Origin of the sequence: Seonamhaeicola sediminis, from assembly GCF_004358095.2 — a bacterium.
Classification (GTDB): domain Bacteria; phylum Bacteroidota; class Bacteroidia; order Flavobacteriales; family Flavobacteriaceae; genus Seonamhaeicola; species Seonamhaeicola sediminis.
Genome location: NZ_SMZJ02000002.1, coordinates 365,216 through 387,707, shown reverse-complemented (window position 1 = coordinate 387,707; position 22,492 = coordinate 365,216). Strand labels below are relative to the sequence as shown.

Genomic DNA, 22,492 nt, shown 5'->3' with positions numbered 1-22,492 from the left:
AAAAACAAACTTAATGCTCTATTTAATTATTCACCGAATAAGAATTAGGGAATGTGAGGGTTCAATTAGCTAACTACAATTATAGGGATTTAATTATAGTTTGAATACGTTTCACAGTTTCTGGTTTTCCAATCATAAACATAATATCAAAAACATCCGGTCCTTGTAGAGCTCCCACTAAAGCTAAACGCAAAGGCATCATAACTTTTCCGAAACCTATTTCATTTGAAGTTATCCAGCTTTTAATATTTGTTTGAAGGGTTTCAACAGTAAAATCCTCGGTATTTTTTATTAGCTCAATAACTGCGTTAAGAATAACTTTTGTGTCCTCTTTAAGGGCTTTTTTTGAAGCTTTTTCATCATAGCTTTTTGGTGCTTGAAAGAAGAAATAACTCAAATCCCAAAAATCTGAAACAAAGGTGGCACGCTCTTTAACTAAGCCAATGACTAATTCAATATAATTAACATCAATATCACTTAATTGGGCATACTGCTCTTTAAAGGCTTCTGCTAATTCACTTTGGGGTTGCTCTTGCATGTAATGGTGATTAAACCATTTAATTTTATCAGGATCAAAACGGGCTCCAGCTTTGTTTACACGATTTAAATCAAATGCGTCAATAAGGTCTGCTAAACTAAAAATTTCTTGTTCCGTTCCTGGGTTCCACCCTAAAAAGGCCAAAAAGTTTACCACGGCTTCTGGGAAATATCCATCTTCTTTATAGCCTCGTGATATGTCATGTGTCTTGGGGTCTTCCCATTCTAAAGGGAATACTGGGAAGCCTAATTTATCGCCATCACGCTTACTTAATTTACCTTTTCCTGTAGGCTTTAAAATTAAGGGTAAGTGCGCAAATTCTGGAGTTTCCCAACCCAAGGCTTGATATAATTGATAATGTAAAGCTAAAGAAGGCAACCATTCTTCACCACGTATAACATGGGTGATTCCCATGAGATGATCATCTACAATATTAGCTAAATGATAGGTTGGCATACCGTCACTTTTAAACAATACTTTATCATCTAAAATATTAGTATCAATTTTAATGTCACCACGAATAATATCTTTTAAATGAAGGGTTTCGTCTTGAGGCGATTTAAATCTAATAACATAATCCTCCCCAGCTTCAATTTTAGATTGCGTCTCTTTAGTAGATAAAACCAGTGAGTTTATCAAACGCCCTTTTTCTCGATTATGCCAATTGTAGATAAATGTTTTTCCTTTAGCCTCGTGGTCTTTTCTATGAAAATCTAGCTGTTCTGAAGTGTCAAAAGCGTAGTAGGCATGACCACTTTCAATAAGTTGTTGCGCATATTGTTTATATATACTTTTGCGTTCACTTTGTCTATAAGGGCCATATTTTTGATTCTTTCCCGGACCTTCATCAAAAGGCATTCTACACCAATTTAAAGCATCAATGATGTACTTTTCTGCCCCTTCAACATAACGGTTTTGATCGGTATCTTCAATTCTTAAAATAAAGTCGCCACCATGCTTTTTGGCAAATAGATAGTTGAAAAGCGCAGTACGGACGCCTCCAATATGTAATGGTCCGGTAGGGCTTGGTGCAAATCGCACTCGAACGTTTTTGGTCATTCTTAAATTAATTTGACTGCAAAGATAAAAGGATATTTAGTATAGTTAGCTAAAAGAGCAGTTTAAAAACTATGGTATACCCCAAAGGTGATGGCAGCTGACTTTGCAACATTTCTACCAAAAAAGGCACCACCAAAGCCCGCGTTTATGCCATAATTTTTGCCAAGTTCCCCAATGATTTTAAGTCCGTAAGCAACATACTCTTGGTTGTTTATGTAAAGTGCGGTTTGCTGATTGGTTGCCGGTACAATATAGGAACCATCTTTAAATGATTTTACAATGTCTGTGAAAGCTATTAATGTTATTCTTTTAATAGGTTGAGTTCCAACTTCACCACCTAATCTAAAATTAGTACTGTAATTGTTTGTTCTAAAATCAACCCCAGAGAATGCTTGTGCGTAAAAGTTTTTAAAGCTTCTGCCAATGTTAATTGTAGGTGTAAAGGACCAAGCGTTAAATCCTGTTCTAATACCTGAGGAATTATTAAAAGTACTGGTATTAGCTTCTATATTAATTTGTGCAGATATTATCCATTTTTTGTTTAAGAGAAGATGTTTTAGGCCAATGTCTATATTACCAAGGCTATTGATAGAGTTGGAATTTGTTATAGATGTAGAATTGTTAACGAGGCTTCCTGTTTTTATGAGTTTTATAGGTAAATTCACAATAATAGTGGTGTTATCAGTAAGTCCATATTCACCGTAAATTTGAAACGTATTATCTGTTATTTTGCGCTCAGTTAGGTAATCTGGATTTCCAAATATTTGATTGTAGTCATTTATAGTTGTAAATGCTACTTGGGAATAGATTTCGCCCTTTTTTTTAGTCCATGCACTTTGCGCAAAAGTAGTATTACAGATCAATGCAATAATGAGTGTTAAATAATATTTCATTTTAAGATGTTTGAAATGTTAGTTGAAGGTTTAATTGTTAGCTTACAAAAGGTTTAACAAACATTAAAGGTTTTGGTTTAGTGATTTATACTATTTTTATAAAATCATATGAATAATTTTAAGAAAATACAAAACAAACTAGAAGGTTTCATAAAGCGATACTACACCAATGAGTTGCTTAAAGGCGCTATTTTGTTTTTCGCCATAGGCTTATTGTACTTTTTGTTTACGTTGTTTATTGAGTACGCTTTATGGTTGGGTACGGGTGCCAGAGCAGTTTTGTTTTGGTTATTTATTGCTGTTGAATTAGCACTTTTGGTAAAGTTTATTGTAATACCCATAGCAAAACTGTTTAAGCTGAAAACAGGTATTGATTACAAAGATGCTTCAAGAATAATAGGCAATCATTTTCCTGAGGTGAACGATAAGTTATTAAATGTTCTTCAGCTTAATGAAAACACAACACATTCTGAATTGTTACTGGCTAGTATTGAACAGAAATCGTTAGAGTTAAAGCCTATTCCGTTTAAATTAGCCATTAATTTCAAACAAAATGTAAAGTATTTAAAGTATGCTGCAATTCCAGTTTTAATATTAGTAATTACTTTCTTAACCGATAATTTAGATTGGTTTAGTAACAGTTACAATAGGGTAGTTCATTATAAAACGGAATATCAACCCCCAGCACCTTTTCAGTTTTTTGTGGTAAATGATAAGCTGCAAACTATAGAGAATAAAGATTTTACACTGGTTGTTAAAACAGTAGGTGATTTAATTCCTGAGACTGTTCAAATTGAGTATGATAATGAAGTTTACTTTTTACACCAGACTGGAATTGGGGAATTTGAATATGTGTTTACACAACCAAAAACAGTCATAGACTTTGTTTTGTCTGCTAATAATGTAACGTCAAAACCGTATGTATTAGAGATTATCGAAGCACCATCTTTATTAGGTTTTGAAATGTTTCTAGATTATCCAAACTACACTAAAAAGAATGATGAAAGTTTAAAGAGCACGGGAAATGCTATAGTTCCTGAAGGTACCAGTATTACCTGGAAATTTAAAACTAAGTCTACTGATTTTGTTAACCTTTACACAGAGGACACTCTTAAGCTAAGTATGTCAAACAAAGGTGTTTTTGAAGCTTCTAGGCGTGTATTAAAGAATTTAGATTACAGTGTGAGCACCAGTAATAATAATCTAAAAGATTATGAAAATTTAGCTTTTAGAATAGATGTGGTTAAAGACCAATATCCAGAGTTAAATATAAAAATGCAGTTGGATACCCTTGATTTGGAAACAATGTATTTCTATGGTCAAGTTACTGATGACTATGGCTTTCATAAACTACAATTGGTTTATTATCCTTCTAATTCAGAAGAAGCTAAACAGGTAGAAAACATTCCTATTAGTAACTCCAATGTTTCAGAATTTATAAGTGTTTTCCCGAATAATTTAGAAATCCAAGAAGGGGTTTCTTATAATTTATTTTTCCAAGTGTTTGATAATGATATTGTTAACAACTACAAAAGTATAAAAAGCAGTATTTGTACTTACAGAAAAAGAACCAAAGAAGAGGAGGTTCAAAAGCAATTAAATGACCAGAGTAAAACTATAAAGGATTTGAATAAATCTTTTAAAAAGTTTGAAGAACAGGAAAAAACCCTTGAGGAGTTATCTAAAATTCAAAAGGAAAAACCAAGTTTAAATTTCAACGATAAAAAGAAATTAGAATCATTTTTAAAGCGTCAGAAACAACAAGACCAGATGATGAAAAATTTCAATAAAAAGTTCAAAGAAAATTTAGAACAATTTCAAGAGGAAAATATTAAAGATGAATTTAAAGAAGATTTAAAAAGCCGTTTAGAAGATAATGAAGAACAGCTCAAAAAAGACGAAAAGCTACTTGAAGAATTAGAAAAACTTAAAGAAAAGATCAGTAAAGAAGAATTGGTAAACAAATTAGAGGAACTGGCCAAACAAAATAAAAACAAGAAACGAAGTCTAGAACAACTTTTAGAGTTAACCAAACGCTTTTATATTGAGAAAAAGCTTGAGAAACTGGCTGAGGATTTAGATAAATTATCAGAAGAACAAGAGCAGCTCTCAAAAGAAAACAATAAAAATAATACTCCTGAAAATCAAGAAAAGTTAAATAAAAAATTTGATGATTTCACTAAAGAGCTTGAGGATTTAAATAAGGACAATGATGCTTTAAATAAACCTATGGAGATACCTCAAGATAGGTTAGAAGAAAATGAAATTAAGAAAGAGCAACAGCAAGCAACTGATGATTTAAAAAAGAGCGAACTGGAAAAACGGGATCCTAGTCAGGAGGGGCAGAAGAATGAAGGTGAGCAAAACCAAGAACAACAAAGTCAAAGTAAACAAAATGCTCAAAAGAATCAGAAAAATGCTGCTAAGAAAATGAAGCAAATGGCTAAAAGTATGCAAAGTTCTATGAACGCTTCTGGTGGAGAGCAAATGCAAGAAGATATGGAAATGTTGCGACAAATTCTTGATAACTTAGTACTGTACTCATTTGATCAAGAAGGGCTAATGGATAACTTTAAACGAGTAGACATTAACCATAGTAAGTTTGCTAATTATCTTAAAAAACAGCAAGTTTTAAAGGAGCACTTTGAGCATATAGATGATAGTTTGTTTGCACTATCATTACGTCAACCTAAACTCTCTGAAACTGTAAATAAAGAAATTTCAGAGGTTTATTTTAATATTGATAAGGCTATGGAGTTATTGGCAGAAAACCAACTTTATCAGGGGATAGGATCGCAACAGTTTGCTGTTACATCAGCCAATAATTTAGCTGATTTTTTAAGTGATATTTTAGATAACATGCAAGAAAGTTTAAGTATGTCTCCAGGCAAAGGAAAGGGGGATATGCAATTGCCAGACATCATTATGAGCCAGGAGCAATTACAAAAAATGATGGAAGAGGGCATTAAGAAATCTCAAGAAGGGCAACAACAAAAAGAAGGTGAAGAAAATAAAGGTGAAAAGAGTAATGAAAAGTCTGGACAGAGAGATAGTGATAATGGCAAAGGGGGAAGTGAAGAATTAAACGGGTTGCTATTCGAAATATATCAACAACAGCAGCAACTACGTCAAGCTTTAAATGAAAAAATAGCTAAGCAAGGATTGGGTAGTAAAGCCAATAGTCTGGTTAGAAAAATGGAGGATATTGAATTAGAACTCTTAAATAAGGGGTTTACGAATAGCGCACTTAAAAAAATGATGGAACTTAAACATCAGTTATTAAAATTAGAAAATGCCACCTTTGAACAAGGCGAGGATGAAAAAAGGCAGTCTAAAACCAATGATAATCAATTTAATAATAATTCCAATAATTTAATTCCTAAAGCAAAACAATATTTTAACACCATAGAAATTTTAGACAAACAAGCGCTACCTTTGCAACAAATTTACAAAAAGAAAGTGCAAGAATATTTCAAGACGAGTGATGATTAATTTTAACTATGAAACCGAATTTATAATAGAAGATGAACTTAGAATTTCAGATTGGATTCTACAGACTATTAAACAGGAGGGGTTTAAAATTGAAGAAGTAAATTATGTGTTTTGCGACGATGATTACTTACACAAACTAAACAAAGAGTTTCTTAATCACGATACATTAACAGACATTATTAGCTTTGATTATTCAGTGGGAAAAATTATACAAGGAGATATTTTTATTTCAGTACAAAGAGTAGAGGATAATGCTAATGATTTTAATGTTTCTTTTAGTGAAGAATTAAACAGAGTTATCATCCATGGAATTCTTCATTATTGTGGCTACAAAGATAAGTCTGAAAAAGACGCTAAATTAATGCGAAACAAAGAAAATCACTACCTATCTAGGCTTTTATAATATCAAAAGTTCAATGTATATTTGCAAACTTAAATTATTCATGTTCCACGTGGAACACATTAAAGAATTAAGCAATGTTTAACGATATTTATGATGTTATAGTTGTTGGCGCAGGTCATGCAGGAAGTGAAGCAGCAGCAGCAGCAGCCAACATGGGCAGTAAAACGTTGCTTGTTACTATGAACTTGCAAAATATTGCTCAAATGTCTTGTAACCCTGCTATGGGAGGTATTGCAAAAGGGCAAATTGTTCGGGAGATAGATGCCCTAGGAGGCTATAGCGGTATAGTTTCTGACACATCTGCTATTCAGTTTAAAATGCTCAATAAGTCAAAAGGACCTGCTATGTGGAGTCCCAGGGTTCAAAGTGATCGCATGCGTTTTGCCGAAGATTGGAGGTTGTTGTTAGAACAAACAAAGAATTTGGATTTCTATCAGGAAATGGTTTCTGGTTTGTTAATAGAAGGAGATAAGGTTGTTGGAGTTAAAACATCATTAGGGGTTGAGATTAAATCTAAAACTGTTGTTTTAACCAATGGTACTTTTTTAAACGGACTTATTCATATAGGTGACAAGAATTTTGGAGGAGGAAGGGCAGGTGAAAAAGCGGCTACTGGAATTACAGAGCAGTTGGTTGATTTAGGTTTTGATTCAGGTAGAATGAAAACAGGAACACCTCCAAGAGTAGATGGTAGATCGTTAGATTATTCTAAAATGATTGAACAACCTGGTGATGATAATCCTGAAAAATTCTCATATTTAGATATTACTAAACCATTGAATAAACAACGCTCTTGTCACATGACTTATACTAGTCCTGAGGTGCATGAGTTGCTTAGAGAAGGTTTCGATAGGTCGCCTATGTTTAATGGAAGAATTAAGAGCTTGGGTCCTCGCTATTGCCCATCAATAGAGGATAAGATTAACCGGTTTGCTGACAAAGATAGACATCAATTATTCATTGAACCTGAAGGTTGGAATACTGTTGAGGTATATGTAAATGGCTTTTCAACTTCCCTTCCAGAAGATGTGCAGTTTAAAGCATTGCGCTCAGTGGCTGGTTTTGAAAATGTGAAATTTTTTAGACCTGGATATGCTATAGAGTATGATTATTTTCCACCCACTCAATTAAAACATACCTTAGAAACTAAAATTGTAAGTGGGTTGTATTTTGCAGGACAAATTAATGGGACTACAGGATACGAAGAAGCCGCATCACAGGGTTTAATGGCTGGAATTAATGCAAGCTTAAAAGTTCAAGAGCGTGATTCGTTTACTTTAAAAAGAGATGAAGCTTATATAGGTGTTTTGATTGATGATTTAATTACTAAGGGTACTGAGGAACCCTACAGAATGTTTACATCAAGGGCTGAGTATAGGACTTTGTTACGACAAGATAATGCAGATTTACGATTAACCCCTAAGGGTTTTGAGTTAGGTTTGGCTACAGAAAACCGATTAAGGAGAATGGAACAGAAGCATAACAGTGCTAAGGAGTTTGTGTCTTTTTTTGAAACCACTAGTGTAACGCCCAAAGAGATAAATCCTATTTTGGAAAGTAAAAAATCTGCTCTAGTGAAACAATCTGGAAAGTTGTTCAAAATATTTGCACGACCTAATATTGAGATGGAAGATGTTAGAAAAGTATCAAGTGTTGAAAAGTATATTCAGGAAAATAATTTAGACAGAGAAGTAATTGAACAAGCTGAAATCCAAGTAAAATACTCAGGCTATATTGCTAAGGAAAAAAATAATGCCGATAAACTTAATAGATTGGAGTACGTTAAAATACCAGAAAATTTCGATTATTCTAAAATCAAATCTATGAGTTTTGAAGCAAGGGAAAAGCTTAAAAAAATACAACCAGTAACCGTATCTCAGGCATCTAGAATTAGCGGTGTTTCACCAAATGACATTTCTGTTTTATTGGTTTATATGGGGCGGTAAACTATAAACACAAGCCATTGTTCCACGTGGAACAATGGCTTGTGTTTATTTTTTTTTGCAATAATCTTATTTCTGAATTTATCTTAAATGAATAAAAAACCTTTTTTTTCAACTGTAAAAGACCATTCTGTTTCAGGGGAAACTTTTAAGTTAATTCAAAATTCTAAACACGGTTATTTAGAAACATCACCGCAACCTTCAAAAGAAAGTTTGCCAAGATATTATAAGAGTGAAGATTATATTTCTCATACAGACTCCCAGCGTAACTTGTTTGAAAAAGCATATCACTGGGTTAGGGAATTGGCCCTGAAAAATAAAATAAGTCTAATAAACTCATTCAATTTAGAATCTAAAAATTTATTGGATATTGGATGTGGCACAGGTGATTTTTTATTAGCTGCTAAAAGAAATGGTTGGGCTGTTTTTGGAGTTGAACCAAATGAACAAGCCAGACTTATTGCAAACAGTAAAACAACAAACTCAGTTTTTGAAACTGAAAAACTTTCAACTTTTAAAGAGGCCAGTTTTGATGTTATTACCCTTTGGCATGTTTTAGAGCATCTTCCTCAACTTGAAGATCAAATTACAAACTTTAAAAAATTATTAAAGCCTAATGGTTTTTTAGTTATTGCCGTTCCCAATTATAAAAGTTATGATGCAAGACATTATAAAGAATTTTGGGCAGCATATGATGTGCCCAGACATCTATGGCATTTTAATAGAACTTCAGTTTCTAGTTTATTCTCAAAAATTAAAATGCAAGTTGTAAAAATAAAACTAATGTGGTTTGATGCTTTTTATGTGAGCCTGCTTTCAGAAAAATATAAAACTGGTAAAATGAATATTGTTAAAGGTATTTATATTGGAGCACTTTCTAATTTTAAAGCATTAGTTACCAAAGAGGCTTCTTCTTTAATATATGTCATTAAAAATATCTAAAAAACATTTCTAACAACCTTATTTAAGGTTTCGTAATTATTCTAACCAAGTCTTGTCTGAAATTCTAAAAGCTCTTAAAACGCTTTATTTTAATTCGAAAACAATAGTTGTTTTCAATCAACACCTCATTTGTTAATAAATTTTAGTTATTGTATTAATTCAAAGTTAATTAAGGTATTTTGAATAGTTTTCTTTATTACATTTGTTCGACTAAAAAATTTTAAAAATGAAATATATTTTTTTCGCTCTTTTTGTTATAGTTGCATTTACTTCTTGCCAACAACAAAAAATTGGTTACGTTGATAATTCAACGCTAATAAATGAGATTCAAGAAAAGAAAGATTTAGAGACAAAGTTTAAAGGTAAAGAAGATGCCTTTAATAAGAAGCGCGATAGTATGATAGCTGCTTATCAGATAGATCTCAAAGAAGCACAGCTAAAAGCACAAAAAATGTCTCAGTCTAAACTTCAAGCATTATCTCAAGAAATACAACAAAAAGAACAGTTGTTAGGACAAAAAATTCAGTTGGAGCAGCAACAGATATCACAATCATTTCAGTCTGAAATAGATTCATTAATTAGTAAAGTAAAAGACTTTGTAAAAGACTACGGGAAAGCTAATGGGTATACTTACATTTTAGGTACCAGCGATGGAGCTTCTTCAGTATTATATGGTACTGAGGAAAACAATTTAACACAAACTATTTTAGAAGCTTTAGATTCGGAGTATATGAAATAATAGATTAAGTAATTGGTAAACAAATAATTAGCCTCTTTTTAATTGTTGAAAAGAGGTTTTTTAATTAGAGGAGATTGTTCCTTAAATCAAAAAAACCTCTGTTAATATTAATTAACAGAGGCTAACAATAAAAGTACGAACCCTCATTCTTCTTTTAATTGTCATTTTTAATATTATATACTATTAGCTATCTTTTCTAAGAGTATATTTAACTCTTGTAAGTTTCCTTTAGCTTTAGAAGGTTGAAAAACAAGCATTCTATTATTATACTTAATAATATTAAGAGGATTATCTCTTCCTTTATTATCTCCTGTTTCTTGGGCACTTATAACTGAAGTATACTCAATAACTTTTTTTACAATATCTAGAGGAATATAAGTATTATGTATTCCTATTTTATCTACATTTTCAATTCCGTTATAAGTAATTTGACCATTTCTATAAATCCATAAATCAAAAACAGGAGAACCATTTAAATCCTTGCCTTTAGATAAACTTAGTATGGCATCACTTGTATTTTTCAATTCTTCCTTCTTGCTCACGAAATACGACGTTAATAAAGTCATTGCAATTATACCTGTAAATTGATAATTTCATATTAAAGCTGCAAATTTGTGACAAAGACTTATAGATTTGGGGAACATGCTTTGACACAAATTAGCTAACTCAACCTTTTCCAAGTTTTAACTTGAAAATATCATGTAAACTTAACGTTTAGTTTAATCAACCAAATCTTAAAACCATCATTAAGACATGATACTAAACCATTACTGAGTAGGTAAGTAAATTATAAATTTGGGGTTTTGGGGCAAACTAGCAACACTATTTGGGGCTTTAGTGCCCTAGTTTATATATAAAACAGTTTAAAACTAAAACACCCTACCTACTTTCTTTAATTTTTTTAAATTTGAAAAAAAGCTTAAACTTTTTATGAGTAGCAAAACCAAATCTGTTTGTGAAAAAGTAACCTATGAGTACCTATTTAATATGCACTCTAAAACACTGTATAATTATATATATTATAAATGTGGAGATGAACAACAAGCAGAAGATATTGTTCAGGATGCCTTTGTAAAACTATGGAACAATTGTTCTAAGGTTCTTTTTGAAAAGGCTAAGTCGTTTTTATATACAGTAGCTAGAAATATTTTTCTAAATGAAGTTGCTCACAAAAAAATTGTACTAGAGCATCAAAATACTCAAACAGATAAAGTAAGTAATGAAACACCACAGTTTATTTTAGAAGAACAGGAGTTCATGCAAAAGCTTAAAAAGGCTATTGCGAATTTGCCAGAAAAGCAACGAGAAGTTTTTTTGTTGAGTAGAATAGATAAAAAGAAATATTCTGAGATTGCCGAGATTACAGGAGTAAGTGTTAAAGCAGTTGAAAAAAGGATGAGTTTAGCACTAGTTACGCTAAGAAATCAATTTGGTAAAATATAAAAGTAGGGTAAAACCATAATCGACTGTTTTATAATTATAAGAACTTTAAAATATAATGGAAAAATTTATCAAAGAAGACGAATTTTTAGCTCGTTGGATTGCTGGAGAGCTTTCTAAAGAAGAGCTTGAAAGATTTGAAAATTCAGAAGATTATCCTGTTCTTAAAAAGATTAATGATGCGTCCCAAACGCTAAAAGCTCCTACTTTTAACAATCAAGTATTATTAAATAAATTACAAGAACAAACTAGCGCGAAGCCCCAAACAACTGAGACTCCAATAATAAAACTAATTCCTAATTGGGCTTATGCCGCCGCTGTAGTGGTTATTGCCTTAGGTATGTTCTATGTCATGAACATGCAATCTCATTTCAATACAGGATTTAGTGAACAGTTAGCAGTTGTACTTCCTGATAAATCAGAAGTGAAACTTAACGCAAACTCCCATTTAAATTATAAGACTTTAAATTGGAAATCAAACAGGGCTTTAGAGTTAGAAGGTGAAGCTTTTTTTGATGTTGAAAAGGGGGAATCTTTTAAGGTTTTAACAGATGAAGGTATTGTAGAAGTATTAGGAACTGAATTTAATGTAATTTCTAGAGATACTTATTTTGAAGTACAATGTATGGAAGGGAAAGTTAGAGTTACTAGTAATTCATTGAAAAAGAGTGTTTTGTTATTACCAGGAGAAGCTGTTAGGGTCATAAACAAAAGTCTTGAAGAATGGAATTTTACTTTAAATGAGCCTAATTGGTTGTTAGGAGAAAGTACATTTTATAACACACCAATCTCTCAGGTGTTGATAGCTTTAGAAAATCAATTTCATATCTCATTTGACACCTCAAACATTAATTTAGATACCAGATTTACAGGAGCCTTTACGCATACAGATTTAAGTTTAGCATTAAATACTGTATCAGTCCCAATGAATTTGTCTTACACCTTTAATAAAGAAAAAGGAATTATTGTACTCAATTCAAGGCAATAGTTAAATTATACTTAATTTAGCAATATTATCCTATATTTATATTTTTAGGAGCCCCTTTTTGAATTAAGTATAAATGAACATCAAGTTATTAACGTTTGTCTTTGTCTTTTTCTCAATAAATCTAATTGCCCAAGAGAAAGTTTCCTTAGATTATTCTAATGTTGAGGTAACAACTATTTTCAAAGATATAGAAGAAAAGTTTAGTATTAAGTTTTCTTATAATTCAGATCTTATAAATAGTAAGATTGTTAGTTTAAATATTGAAAATGCAACTCTTGAGGAGGTTTTATTTATTCTTGAAGAAAAAGCAGTAGTAGTTTTTAAAAAGCAGTCTAGAAGATATTATACAGTTAAACCAAGAAAAGCTAGAATAACAGATACACAACAACTACAAGAGGTGCTGATAAAAGAGTACCTAACCACAGGAATAAGTAAAAAAAATGATGATGCCTCTATTGCATTATTACCTAATAAACTGGGGATTCTTCCCGGTTTAACAGAACCAGATGTTTTACAAAGTATTCAATTGCTGCCAGGGGTTCAAAGCCCTACTGAGACTGCTTCCGGTTTATATATAAGAGGGGGAACGCCAGATCAAAACCTGATATTGTGGGATGGTATAAAAATGTATCATTCGGGGCATTTTTTCGGTACCATATCAGCATTTAACCCCTATATAACAGAGGAAATTAAACTGTACAAAAGTGGAACTAGAGCAAAGTATGGTAATAGAATATCTGGTGTTATTGATATAACATCAGATAATAACATTCCAAACAAATTAGAAGGAGGCGCTGGTTTAAATATGACTCATGCTGATATTTATTTAAAAGCTCCAATTAGTAATCAAGCAGCTATTATAATGTCAGCAAGAAGATCCATAACAGATGTTTTTGATACAGAAACTTTTAGAAATCTTTCAAAACGCGTTTTTCAGGAAACTAAAATTTCAGAAGGTAATAAGGTCTTTGAAGATGATGAAGTGTTAACTACCAGAGATGTTTTTAACTTTAGAGATTTTACAATAAAGGCCCTAGTTGAGCCAAATGAAAATAATGAACTATCAATAAGTAGTTTGTTTACTAAGAACAAACTGGATTATGGTTTTTTAATTGAGGAGTTTAACGAGGCATCAAATGATAAATTAGAAATAACCAACCAAGGAAGTAGCCTTAATTGGAAACATGATTATAACAATTCATTTTCTCATGATTTTAACGCATACTATTCAAAATTCGATTTAGAGTATGTAGGAGGAAACAGTATCACAGATGAATTTAGTGATGAATTAAGAAAGTTAAATACCATTGACGATTTAGGGTTTTTGTTCAATGCCAACTTAAAATTAAATGAACCAACTACCGTAGGTGTTGGGTATGAGTTTTCTTCAAATAAAGTTAACTATGGTCTAAGTTTTTCAGACAGTGAAAGCCCCGAAGAAGATTTTAATGAATCTAATGAGAATACAAATAACACCCATGCGCTTTATTTTGATTATCAATATAAAAAATCTAATAAATGGCTTTTAAATGCTGGGTTGAGAACCAATTATTTTTCAGTTTTAGATCAAATTTTTGTTGAGCCTAGAGTACAGTTTGAAACACGTCTTTCTCCTTCATTAAAATATAAGCTTTCTGGTGAGACGCTACATCAGGCAGTGAGTCAAGTGGTTGAGTTTAATACTCAGGAGTTTGGATTGGAGGATCAAATATGGGTTTTATCAGAAGATGGTGAAATTCCTATTTTAAAAAGTGCCCAATTTACATCTGGATTTATATTTGGAAAAAAAGGATGGAATATTGATATTGAAGCCTATTACAAAAAAATTAATGGGTTAACATCTTATACTTTGGGTTTTGAAATTGCAGATAATTTCTTTTCAAAAGGAGAAAGTGAAGTCTTTGGTATCGATCTCCTAATTAAGAAAAAAATACAAAATTATAGGACTTGGTTGAGTTATTCTTATGTAAACAACGACTTCTCTTTTGACTACATAAATAGTGGAAAGGAGTTTTCAGGAAACTCAGACATAACACATCAACTTAATTGGTCTCATACCTATGAGTGGAACCATTTTAATATTTCATTAGGATGGAATATAAGAACAGGAATTCCATATACTAAAGCAATTGGTGTTGTAGATACTCCAGATGGTTCTCAAATTGAATATGATAAAGTAAATGGAACACGTTTACCTGATTATCATAGGCTTGATATATCAACTACTTACACCTTTAATGTCTCAAATAAGAATAACAGGAAGGGTAAGATAGGTTTTTCCATTTTAAATATTTATAATAGAAGTAATTTATTGAGCAGGACTTATGAAATAAGGCAAGGCAGTAATAATGAAGATGCACTAAGAGAAGTTAATAAATCATCAATTGGGTTAACCCCAAATTTATTGTTTAGAATGGATTTTTAAGCATAAAAAGAAAATGCTTTTTCTATGATTTTGACTTCAAAATTTCCTTTACCTATCAACTCGCCATCTGCCTGAATATAAGGAAGAGTTTCATTTTTAAATACCACTTTTAATGTACAGGTCTTATATGTTTTTACCTTTTTGTAGAGTGTAATTTTTCCATTAAATAGTATGGGAATATTTTTAATGATTTCTATTTATTTAAGTTTTGAGCTATACTTACATCAAACTTACCATCAAAAGGATTGGGCTTATTAGTTAACTGCATGCCTCCACCAGAATATCTACACAACCCTATAAGTATCATCAATGTTTTTCCAGAAACTTGTTCATTATCTATGGTTACCTTAGAGTTGAAATTTTTAAACGAAAATATACTAATAAGAGCTCCAAGGAGGTAAGCTATCTTTCCCAAGTATTTCATTTTGGTTACTTTAGAAACCACAAAACCATCAAAACCTGCACCAGCAAGATTGGTAAAATATACAGAGGGGCTTGTACCAGTTATAAAATCAATCACCCCAATATCTTGGGTTAATACACGCCCTCTTTTTATAGTTTTGATAGCAGATTCTATGTGTCTAGAAATTTTAAATGTTCTTACCCAATCATTCCCTGTTCCTATTGGAATGACTCCAACATGTATATCAGGTGTGGGAAAATAATTTTGAGTCATAATCCCATTAACAATGTTATGAAGGGTGCCATCACCGCCTACGCAAATTATTTTTTTATAGCTAAGTTCTAAAGCTTTATATGTAAGTTCAGTACTGTGCCTTTCATATTCTGTAAAGGCATAGTCAAAATCAAATTCATAATATGCTAGTAAACGTTTAATTTCTGGCCATAACCTTTTAGATGCATTGTTCCCAGATGTAGGATTTAAAATTACAAACCATTTATTTAAGGCTTGCTCCATCTAAGCAGATTTTTTATGAAGCAATCGCGTAAGTTTTATAGATAAATCGGTCAAGATTATTTTAGAATTACCATTTCGTTCAATGTGATATATGGCATCTTGTAATTCATTACTAATTTCTAGAATATTATTGCCATGAATAAAAGGGGCAAATTTTTCAAGTTTAAATGTTTCTGTTTTAGGTTCTAAATACACCAAATCTGAAGCGCTATAATTCAATAAAAGCGCTTGCCTAAAAAAGCCAATACAAAATTGTAAAAATTGCTTTTGGGTTTCACGGCCTGTTTTGGCAATGTTCTCACTCCAAGAAATTAAATCATGAATAGCGGCTTTATTACCTTTTGCTTTAAAAGCGCTGCGTACCCAAAAAACAAACCATTCTTCAAACTGAATGTCTTCAGAATCATGGTAAACTAAATCGCAAGCTTTGTTGTAATTACCGTTAGCTTGATGTGCTATTTTAGTAGCTACTGCTTCGTCTATTTGATAATTTTCTAACAAAGCTTCTTTAATAACGTTTTCAGCTAAGGGTGGAAAATGCAAAACTTGACAGCGTGACCGAATGGTATTTATTATTTGCTCTTCGTCTTCAGCGATAAGTAAAAAAATAGTTTTGTTTGGTGGTTCCTCAATAAGCTTTAAAAGTTTATTGGCACAGGCGCTATTCATTTTTTCTGCCATCCATATAAGCATGATCTTATAGCCTCCTTCGTAGGACTTCAGTGATAGTGCTTTTATAATATCTTGAGCTTCATCAACGCCAATTTGTCCTTGTTTGTTATCTACTCCCAGTAGTTTGTACCAATCAAAAAGGTTTCCGTAAGGTTGTTCTTTTAATAGTTGCCGCCATTCTTCAAGATAATGACTGGAAACAGGGTGTTTTTTAGCCTTTTCTGAGGTTGTTACAGGAAAAGCAAAATGTAAATCTGGATGCGATAAATTTTGAAACTTCAAGTTGCAAGCCTCATTTCCTGTATTATTTTCACCTTCCTTGTTATTGCACAATATGTATTGAGTATAAGCTAAGGCCATTGGTAAAGTACCTGAACCTTCATTACCAACAAACAGTTGAGCATGGGATATCCTTCCATTATCCACGCTCTGAGTAAGGTGATTTTTAATGTGTTCCTGTCCTAAAACATCTTTAAAAAGCATAGAACAAATATAGCAGAAAAGCTAGTGGTTTATGTAATAGACCTAAATAAAAGGCTAATTATCGAATATAATAGGGGATGAGTGTATTTTATAATAAGTTTGAGTCCCTCATTAATCTATTAGTTTTTAATTGTTTAACATTAAGACGCCATGAAAAGAACTACTATTTCATTCGTATTTTTTCTTGTTAGTGTATTTCACTTAAATGCACAGTCTGCCAAACAAGGCTTTGATAATAAAGAGGAAGATAATTGGAACTATTCATCTAATATTCCTTTTTATTTTAATAATGGAGGGACTGATGTTTGGAGAAATCAGTCTAGCGCTAATGGCAGGATTGCAGGGCCGCATTCTGGATCAAGTTATTTAGCAGGACGTGATTTAGATAATGAATACTCTGAGCAACAAACAGGTCAATCTTCTCCAGAACATATTCTTGTTTTTGATAGTGTATATATAGGTGGATTAGAAGCAGAATTGTCTTTTCAAGTGCAATACATTGGTTTAGATAAAGGAGATTATATCTATTATGAATTAAGATATGACAATGCTACTGATTGGAATTCGGCAGACTTTAAAGAAGATGTATTTAAAACAACCTCTAACAGGAATTTTAATTCTGTTGGGTGGAACAATATTAAGTACATTATCCCCTCGGGGCATGATTATGTAAGAATGAGATTAGTGGTGTATCAAAATGGAAATGAGTATTTAGGGTTTGATAAATTTGAGTTAGAAACAGCAACGTTGTCAAATAAAGACGGTTTAATTAATGGGTTCTCTTTTGGACCAAACCCAACTAGAAACCATGTTAATTTTAAGGCTAATGTAGTTTTAGATGAAGTGTCTATCTACAACATATTAGGAAAGCAATTATTGAGGAGAAAACTTAAATCAAAACAATATTCTGTAGACTTAACAAATTATCCTGTTGGAATTTATATAATGAAGGTAGAGTCTGAGGGTATTATTCAAACATCAAAAATTATCAAAAGGTAAACATATTTGGGAATGTAGCAATTCTAAACAAAAAACCGTCAAACTTAAGTTTGACGGTTTTTTGTTTAGACCTGATTTAAGATTTTCCTTAATAATGCAAAGTATGAAGGCCACAAAAACCAACTTTTTAAAAAATCTTTAAGACTTCAAACGTTTTCGTTAAAAAAGGCATTTTTTGGTGCTGTTTAATTAGTTACTTTTGTTGAACTAATAAGTTAATATTACAAAAAATGAAGACTCTAAACGATTTTAATTTCGAAAATAAAAAAGCCATAATACGTGTAGATTTTAATGTGCCTTTAAATGAAAATTTTGAAGTAACTGATGCTACAAGAATCATTTCAGCAAAACCAACCATTATTAAAATTTTAGAAGATGGTGGAAGCTGTATTTTAATGTCGCATTTAGGGCGCCCAAAAGGATTTCAAGAGGAGTTTTCATTAAAGCATATTGTTGAAAAAGTACAAGATATTTTAGGGGTTGAAGTTAAATTTGTATCTGATTGTATTGGCGAAGAAGCAGAGGCTGCAGCTGAAAGTTTAGAGCCAGGTCAAGTTTTATTATTAGAAAACTTACGTTACTATAAAGAAGAAACTGCAGGTGATGTTGACTTTGCACAAAAACTTTCCAAATTAGGAGATATATATGTGAACGATGCTTTTGGTACTGCACATAGAGCACATGCTTCAACCACTATTGTTGCACAATTCTTTGAAGGGAAAAAATGCTTCGGAAACTTACTAGCACAAGAAATAGAAAGTATTAAAAAAGTAATGGAAACTGGAGAAAAACCTGTACTAGCAATTCTTGGTGGAGCAAAAGTATCTTCTAAAATTACCATTATAGAAAATATTTTGGATAAAGTAGACCACTTAATTATTGGCGGTGGTATGGCATTTACCTTTGTAAAAGCTCAAGGCGGAAGCATTGGTAATTCTATTTGTGAAGACGATAAGCAGGAATTGGCTTTAAATATTTTAAAACAAGCAAAAGAAAAGAATGTTCAAGTGCATATTCCTGTTGACACTATTGCGGCAGATGATTTTAGTAACAATGCCAATACACAAGTTTGTGATATCAATGCCATTCCTGACGGCTGGGAAGGTGTTGACGCAGGGCCTAAATCACGCGTAATTTTTGATAAAGTTGTAAAGGAATCTAAAACCATTCTCTGGAACGGCCCTCTTGGTGTTTTTGAAATGGAAAGTTTTGCTGGCGGAACTATAGATTTAGGAAATTCTATAGCCGAAGCTACCAAAAATGGAGCGTTCTCTCTTGTAGGTGGTGGAGACTCTGTGGCGGCAGTTAAGCAATTTGGTTTCCAAGACAAAGTAAGTTATGTAAGTACAGGAGGAGGCGCTATGTTAGAAAGCTTAGAAGGCAAAACGCTTCCAGGAATTGCTGCTATTTTAGAGTAATATTTTTATTTGGGCGTTCCCTGAAACAGGTTCAGGGTCGCGCTTTCCGCGTTACGTGCCAGTCTGCAATACTGCAGTTAGGCAAGGTAACTTGCTTCAATCGCTAACGCATAAATAAATAATAAAAGATTTCACAACTTAAGGAATGAAATTTTTTATTTCACACAAAAAACACGATTTTAGCCATACTATCGTTCATTTGAATTAGATACTATGGCTTTTCGTTTTTTTATACTGGTATTACTTTCTAGTTCTTCACTTTGCTTTTCTCAAGCACAAGAGGCAGTTTCAGCATTAAATAAAACCGTTTCAGACACCCTAGCTGATGAGAAAAATCAAGTCATAACACCTCTTGACGCTGTAACTGATAGCATTGACATAAAAAAACTTGAAGATCATGAATTGGCTGCCAGTATTGATGAAAAATGGCTTCAAGAACTATACAGCAATAACCTCTTTGATACTATTTACAAAACGGTTACAGAATTAGATTTTAAAGAAGTTGATTATCCAGAACTCTCTACAGATACTTTAAAAGCAAGACTAGAGGCGCTCAATGCAAGAACCCCTTTTAATGTCGAGTATAATCCGTCATTAGAAAGTGTTATTAAGTCTTATTTAAAGCACCGAAGAGATTTAATACAGAGGCTGTTAACCTTAAGTCATTTTTACTTCCCAATGTTTGAACGCGAGCTGGATAATGCCAACATTCCTCTAGAGATTAAATACTTAGCCATTGTAGAATCGGCTTTAAAACCTAAAGCAAAATCTAGAGTTGGAGCTACCGGATTGTGGCAGTTTATGTTTAGTACTGGTAAAATGTATGGTTTAGATGTGAGTAGTTATGTTGATGAACGTAGTGACCCTATTAAATCAACCAAAGCTGCAACTAAATATCTGGCAAAACTTTATGAAATATTTGGCGATTGGGATTTGGCTTTGGCTGCCTACAATTCAGGTCCAGGCAATGTAACTAAGGCCATTCGTCGTTCTGGAGGCTATAAAAATTATTGGAATATCAGACATAATTTGCCTAGAGAAACAGCAGGGTATTTGCCCGCTTTTTTAGCTAATATGTACATTTTTGAATACGCCGAAGCGCATGGTTTTAAAAAGACAAAACCGGAATTTACATTAACAGAAACAGACACAATATTGGTTAAACATATGATTACTCTAGATCAAGTTTCTGAAGTTACAGGGACGCCAGTTGAGCAACTTCAATTTTTAAACCCTTCCTATAAATTAGATATTATTCCTGTAATAAAAGGTGAGAATTATTATTTAAGACTTCCAAGAGAGGTTATAGGTGCTTTTGTAAACAATGAGGAAAAGATATATGCTTTTGTAAAAGAAGAATTTGCCAAAAGAGAAAAACCATTACCACAATTTTTTAATGCTGCAGACCGGGTACGTTATAGAGTTAGGTCTGGTGATTATTTAGGAAAAATAGCAAGAAACTATGGTGTTAGAGTAAGCCAAATAAAACAATGGAATGGACTACGAAGCAATGATTTGCAAATAGGTCAAAGACTCACAATTTACCCGCGAAAACCTTACACACCTTCGGTGGTTTCATCTTCTTCAACAACCAAAAATAAAACCATAACCAAACCACTTTCTGGAGATGTTATTATTTACACAGTAAAAAGTGGGGATTCATTATGGAGCATTTCACAAAAATTTTCTGGAGTTTCTATTCAAAATATTCAAGATTGGAATGGTATTAGTGGTAGTAATCTGAAACCAGGAATGAAACTTAAAATATCAAAAGGTTAGTTCCTTTTAAAATAAAAAACAGATGAAAAAAATCTTTCTATCAGCCTTAGTATTATTGGTTGTAATGTCTTGTAAAGACAAAAATAATGAGCCTGAGAAATTTCTTTTTGACTCCAGCGGAAACATCAATCATGTATCAGTTGTTGTAGATAATGACTTGTGGAACGGTAGTGTTGGCGAAGCTATCAGGGAAGTTCTTACACAAACTATTTATGGACTTCCTCAGGACGAACCAATGTTTACATTGAGCCAAATTCCTCCTTCGGTTTTTTCAGGTTTTGTTACAAAAAACAGGACAATTTTAAAGATACAGATGAATGAGAATCCAGGAATGGATATAAAGGAAAACGTATATGCTAAACCACAAAAAGTCATTACAATTTTTGGTAAAAGTAAATTAGATGTAGTAGATGTAATTTCACAAAATGCTGAGAAAATAGTAGATACATTTAGAGCCATGGAAATTTCTGAAAGACAGCGCCAAATGGCTAAATCACCACATAATTACGCTAACAAAATAAAGGAAAAATTAAGGCTAACCATTCAGTTTCCATCAATTTATGATTTAGCTAAAAACGAGGATAATCTATTTTGGTTTAGAAAAGATATCACAACAGGGCATGCTCATATTATGATTTATGATTTGCCTTATGAGGCTTTGAAGCGAAATGATAGTACTGTAAACCAAATAATAAAAATTAGAGATTCTATTGGACAAGCGTATTTTAAAGGCCGTTTAGACGAAACTGTGGATGTTAATGGTAATAAAATAAGTTCTTTTATGGTAACTGAAGATGCCTATACGCCTTTCCACATAGAGACCATTGTAGATAACAAACCTGCCTATGAAACAAAGGGTATCTGGGAATTAACAAATGATTTTATGGGAGGACCTTTTATAAATTATACCATAGAGGATAAAGTTAATAAACGTTGGGTTGGTGTTGAAGGCTTCGTTTTTGCTCCTTCAGTAGAAAAGCGTAATTACATGCTGGAGTTAGAATCAATAATAAAATCTGTTAAGATTGAATAATCTTTAGCAATAAAGTATAAAAAAAGCCAGCGCAATGCGCTGGCTTTTCACTATCAATAGAGTAAAGTGTTATTCTTTTTCTTTAGTGTCACCATTTTCCTCTTTGCTGGCATCCTTAAACTCTTTTATTCCACTGCCCAAACCACGCATTAGTTCGGGTATTTTTTTACCTCCAAACAACAACAAAACAACTACTACAATTAGTGCTATTTGCCAAGGTCCAATAGCTAGTGGTAACATATATAAGCTCATAATATTCAATTTAAAAGACAAAGTTAATAATTATAGTTTAATAATATCGTTTAAAGTATAACTTTAGCATTTACA

General features: G+C 32.3%; 18 protein-coding genes. 12 read left to right on the top strand and 6 right to left on the bottom strand.

What is annotated here, in order from left to right; translation table 11 throughout:
• Window positions 1-79 precede the first annotated feature (79 nt).
• Both gltX and E1J38_RS04335 read right to left on the bottom strand, forming a co-directional pair.
• Window positions 80-1,597: a glutamate--tRNA ligase gene (gene gltX, locus E1J38_RS04340; protein WP_133355663.1), complete on the bottom strand. Its 1,518-nt coding sequence runs from the start codon at window positions 1,595-1,597 to the stop codon at window positions 80-82.
• Window positions 1,598-1,659: 62 nt separating this feature from the next.
• Window positions 1,660-2,490 (bottom strand): transporter, encoded by an 831-nt coding sequence (locus tag E1J38_RS04335; RefSeq protein ID WP_133355664.1) that lies wholly within the window; start codon window positions 2,488-2,490, stop codon window positions 1,660-1,662.
• A 108-nt stretch (window positions 2,491-2,598) separates the two neighbouring features.
• Between E1J38_RS04335 and E1J38_RS04330 the strand changes: the two genes are divergently transcribed.
• From E1J38_RS04330 to E1J38_RS04310, 5 genes are all read left to right on the top strand, one after another.
• Entirely contained in the window at window positions 2,599-5,982 is a 3,384-nt protein-coding gene (locus E1J38_RS04330; protein WP_133355665.1) for a DUF4175 family protein, read from the top strand.
• On the top strand, window positions 5,975-6,385 hold the full coding sequence (ybeY, locus tag E1J38_RS04325) for an rRNA maturation RNase YbeY (RefSeq protein WP_133355666.1): 411 nt from the start codon (window positions 5,975-5,977) through the stop codon (window positions 6,383-6,385). The genes E1J38_RS04330 and ybeY overlap by 8 nt, the downstream gene beginning before the upstream one ends.
• Window positions 6,386-6,459: 74 nt before the next feature.
• On the top strand, window positions 6,460-8,331 hold the full coding sequence (mnmG, locus tag E1J38_RS04320) for a tRNA uridine-5-carboxymethylaminomethyl(34) synthesis enzyme MnmG (protein WP_133355667.1): 1,872 nt from the start codon (window positions 6,460-6,462) through the stop codon (window positions 8,329-8,331).
• Between the two features lie 87 nt (window positions 8,332-8,418).
• Complete coding sequence (locus E1J38_RS04315; protein WP_133355668.1) at window positions 8,419-9,270, top strand: class I SAM-dependent methyltransferase; 852 nt, start codon at window positions 8,419-8,421, stop codon at window positions 9,268-9,270.
• A 226-nt stretch (window positions 9,271-9,496) separates the two neighbouring features.
• Entirely contained in the window at window positions 9,497-10,009 is a 513-nt protein-coding gene (locus tag E1J38_RS04310) for an OmpH/Skp family outer membrane protein (RefSeq protein WP_133355669.1), read from the top strand.
• 173 nt (window positions 10,010-10,182) lie between these two features.
• Here E1J38_RS04310 and E1J38_RS04305 read toward each other — a convergent pair whose 3' ends face one another.
• Window positions 10,183-10,551 (bottom strand): DUF6438 domain-containing protein, encoded by a 369-nt coding sequence (locus tag E1J38_RS04305; RefSeq protein WP_133355670.1) that lies wholly within the window; start codon window positions 10,549-10,551, stop codon window positions 10,183-10,185.
• A 388-nt stretch (window positions 10,552-10,939) separates the two neighbouring features.
• Here E1J38_RS04305 and E1J38_RS04300 point away from each other — a divergent pair, with 388 nt between their 5' ends.
• From E1J38_RS04300 to E1J38_RS04290, 3 genes are all read left to right on the top strand, one after another.
• Window positions 10,940-11,452, top strand: coding sequence for an RNA polymerase sigma factor (locus E1J38_RS04300; protein ID WP_133355671.1), 513 nt, complete (start codon window positions 10,940-10,942; stop codon window positions 11,450-11,452).
• 55 nt (window positions 11,453-11,507) lie between these two features.
• Window positions 11,508-12,437: a FecR family protein gene (locus E1J38_RS04295; protein ID WP_133355672.1), complete on the top strand. Its 930-nt coding sequence runs from the start codon at window positions 11,508-11,510 to the stop codon at window positions 12,435-12,437.
• A gap of 73 nt (window positions 12,438-12,510) precedes the next feature.
• Window positions 12,511-14,862: a TonB-dependent receptor plug domain-containing protein gene (locus E1J38_RS04290; protein WP_133355673.1), complete on the top strand. Its 2,352-nt coding sequence runs from the start codon at window positions 12,511-12,513 to the stop codon at window positions 14,860-14,862.
• A gap of 193 nt (window positions 14,863-15,055) precedes the next feature.
• On the opposite strand, the gene E1J38_RS04285 is transcribed toward E1J38_RS04290, so the two are convergent.
• Both E1J38_RS04285 and E1J38_RS04280 read right to left on the bottom strand, forming a co-directional pair.
• Complete coding sequence (locus E1J38_RS04285; RefSeq protein ID WP_133355674.1) at window positions 15,056-15,781, bottom strand: diacylglycerol/lipid kinase family protein; 726 nt, start codon at window positions 15,779-15,781, stop codon at window positions 15,056-15,058.
• Window positions 15,782-16,936, bottom strand: coding sequence for a DNA polymerase III subunit (locus E1J38_RS04280; RefSeq protein WP_133355675.1), 1,155 nt, complete (start codon window positions 16,934-16,936; stop codon window positions 15,782-15,784).
• A 150-nt stretch (window positions 16,937-17,086) separates the two neighbouring features.
• Here E1J38_RS04280 and E1J38_RS04275 point away from each other — a divergent pair, with 150 nt between their 5' ends.
• The 4 genes from E1J38_RS04275 (at window position 17,087) to E1J38_RS04260 (ending at window position 22,165) form a co-directional block, all read left to right on the top strand.
• Window positions 17,087-17,935, top strand: a complete 849-nt coding sequence (locus E1J38_RS04275; protein ID WP_133355676.1) for a T9SS type A sorting domain-containing protein — start codon at window positions 17,087-17,089, stop codon at window positions 17,933-17,935.
• A gap of 230 nt (window positions 17,936-18,165) precedes the next feature.
• Window positions 18,166-19,353, top strand: coding sequence for a phosphoglycerate kinase (locus E1J38_RS04270; RefSeq protein WP_133355677.1), 1,188 nt, complete (start codon window positions 18,166-18,168; stop codon window positions 19,351-19,353).
• Window positions 19,354-19,566: 213 nt separating this feature from the next.
• The gene (locus E1J38_RS04265) at window positions 19,567-21,132 is read left to right on the top strand and encodes a LysM peptidoglycan-binding domain-containing protein (RefSeq protein ID WP_133355678.1); all 1,566 of its coding nucleotides are present in this window, start codon (window positions 19,567-19,569) and stop codon (window positions 21,130-21,132) included.
• A 22-nt stretch (window positions 21,133-21,154) separates the two neighbouring features.
• Window positions 21,155-22,165, top strand: coding sequence for a DUF4837 family protein (locus tag E1J38_RS04260; RefSeq protein ID WP_133355679.1), 1,011 nt, complete (start codon window positions 21,155-21,157; stop codon window positions 22,163-22,165).
• A 69-nt stretch (window positions 22,166-22,234) separates the two neighbouring features.
• Here E1J38_RS04260 and tatA read toward each other — a convergent pair whose 3' ends face one another.
• Complete coding sequence (tatA, locus tag E1J38_RS04255) at window positions 22,235-22,417, bottom strand: twin-arginine translocase TatA/TatE family subunit (RefSeq protein WP_133355680.1); 183 nt, start codon at window positions 22,415-22,417, stop codon at window positions 22,235-22,237.
• Window positions 22,418-22,492: the final 75 nt, after the last annotated feature.

Excerpts from the sequence above, each read along its gene's own strand:
- gltX (WP_133355663.1), bottom strand. The coding sequence starts at position 1,597 with ATGACCAAAAACGTTCGAGTGCGATTTGCACCAAGCCCTACCGGACCA.
- E1J38_RS04335 (WP_133355664.1), bottom strand. The coding sequence starts at position 2,490 with ATGAAATATTATTTAACACTCATTATTGCATTGATCTGTAATACTACT.
- E1J38_RS04330 (WP_133355665.1), top strand. The coding sequence starts at position 2,599 with ATGAATAATTTTAAGAAAATACAAAACAAACTAGAAGGTTTCATAAAG.
- ybeY (WP_133355666.1), top strand. The coding sequence starts at position 5,975 with ATGATTAATTTTAACTATGAAACCGAATTTATAATAGAAGATGAACTT.
- mnmG (WP_133355667.1), top strand. The coding sequence starts at position 6,460 with ATGTTTAACGATATTTATGATGTTATAGTTGTTGGCGCAGGTCATGCA.
- E1J38_RS04315 (WP_133355668.1), top strand. The coding sequence starts at position 8,419 with ATGAATAAAAAACCTTTTTTTTCAACTGTAAAAGACCATTCTGTTTCA.
- E1J38_RS04310 (WP_133355669.1), top strand. The coding sequence starts at position 9,497 with ATGAAATATATTTTTTTCGCTCTTTTTGTTATAGTTGCATTTACTTCT.
- E1J38_RS04300 (WP_133355671.1), top strand. The coding sequence starts at position 10,940 with ATGAGTAGCAAAACCAAATCTGTTTGTGAAAAAGTAACCTATGAGTAC.
- E1J38_RS04295 (WP_133355672.1), top strand. The coding sequence starts at position 11,508 with ATGGAAAAATTTATCAAAGAAGACGAATTTTTAGCTCGTTGGATTGCT.
- E1J38_RS04290 (WP_133355673.1), top strand. The coding sequence starts at position 12,511 with ATGAACATCAAGTTATTAACGTTTGTCTTTGTCTTTTTCTCAATAAAT.
- E1J38_RS04285 (WP_133355674.1), bottom strand. The coding sequence starts at position 15,781 with ATGGAGCAAGCCTTAAATAAATGGTTTGTAATTTTAAATCCTACATCT.
- E1J38_RS04280 (WP_133355675.1), bottom strand. The coding sequence starts at position 16,936 with ATGCTTTTTAAAGATGTTTTAGGACAGGAACACATTAAAAATCACCTT.
- E1J38_RS04275 (WP_133355676.1), top strand. The coding sequence starts at position 17,087 with ATGAAAAGAACTACTATTTCATTCGTATTTTTTCTTGTTAGTGTATTT.
- E1J38_RS04270 (WP_133355677.1), top strand. The coding sequence starts at position 18,166 with ATGAAGACTCTAAACGATTTTAATTTCGAAAATAAAAAAGCCATAATA.
- E1J38_RS04265 (WP_133355678.1), top strand. The coding sequence starts at position 19,567 with ATGGCTTTTCGTTTTTTTATACTGGTATTACTTTCTAGTTCTTCACTT.
- E1J38_RS04260 (WP_133355679.1), top strand. The coding sequence starts at position 21,155 with ATGAAAAAAATCTTTCTATCAGCCTTAGTATTATTGGTTGTAATGTCT.
- tatA (WP_133355680.1), bottom strand. The coding sequence starts at position 22,417 with ATGAGCTTATATATGTTACCACTAGCTATTGGACCTTGGCAAATAGCA.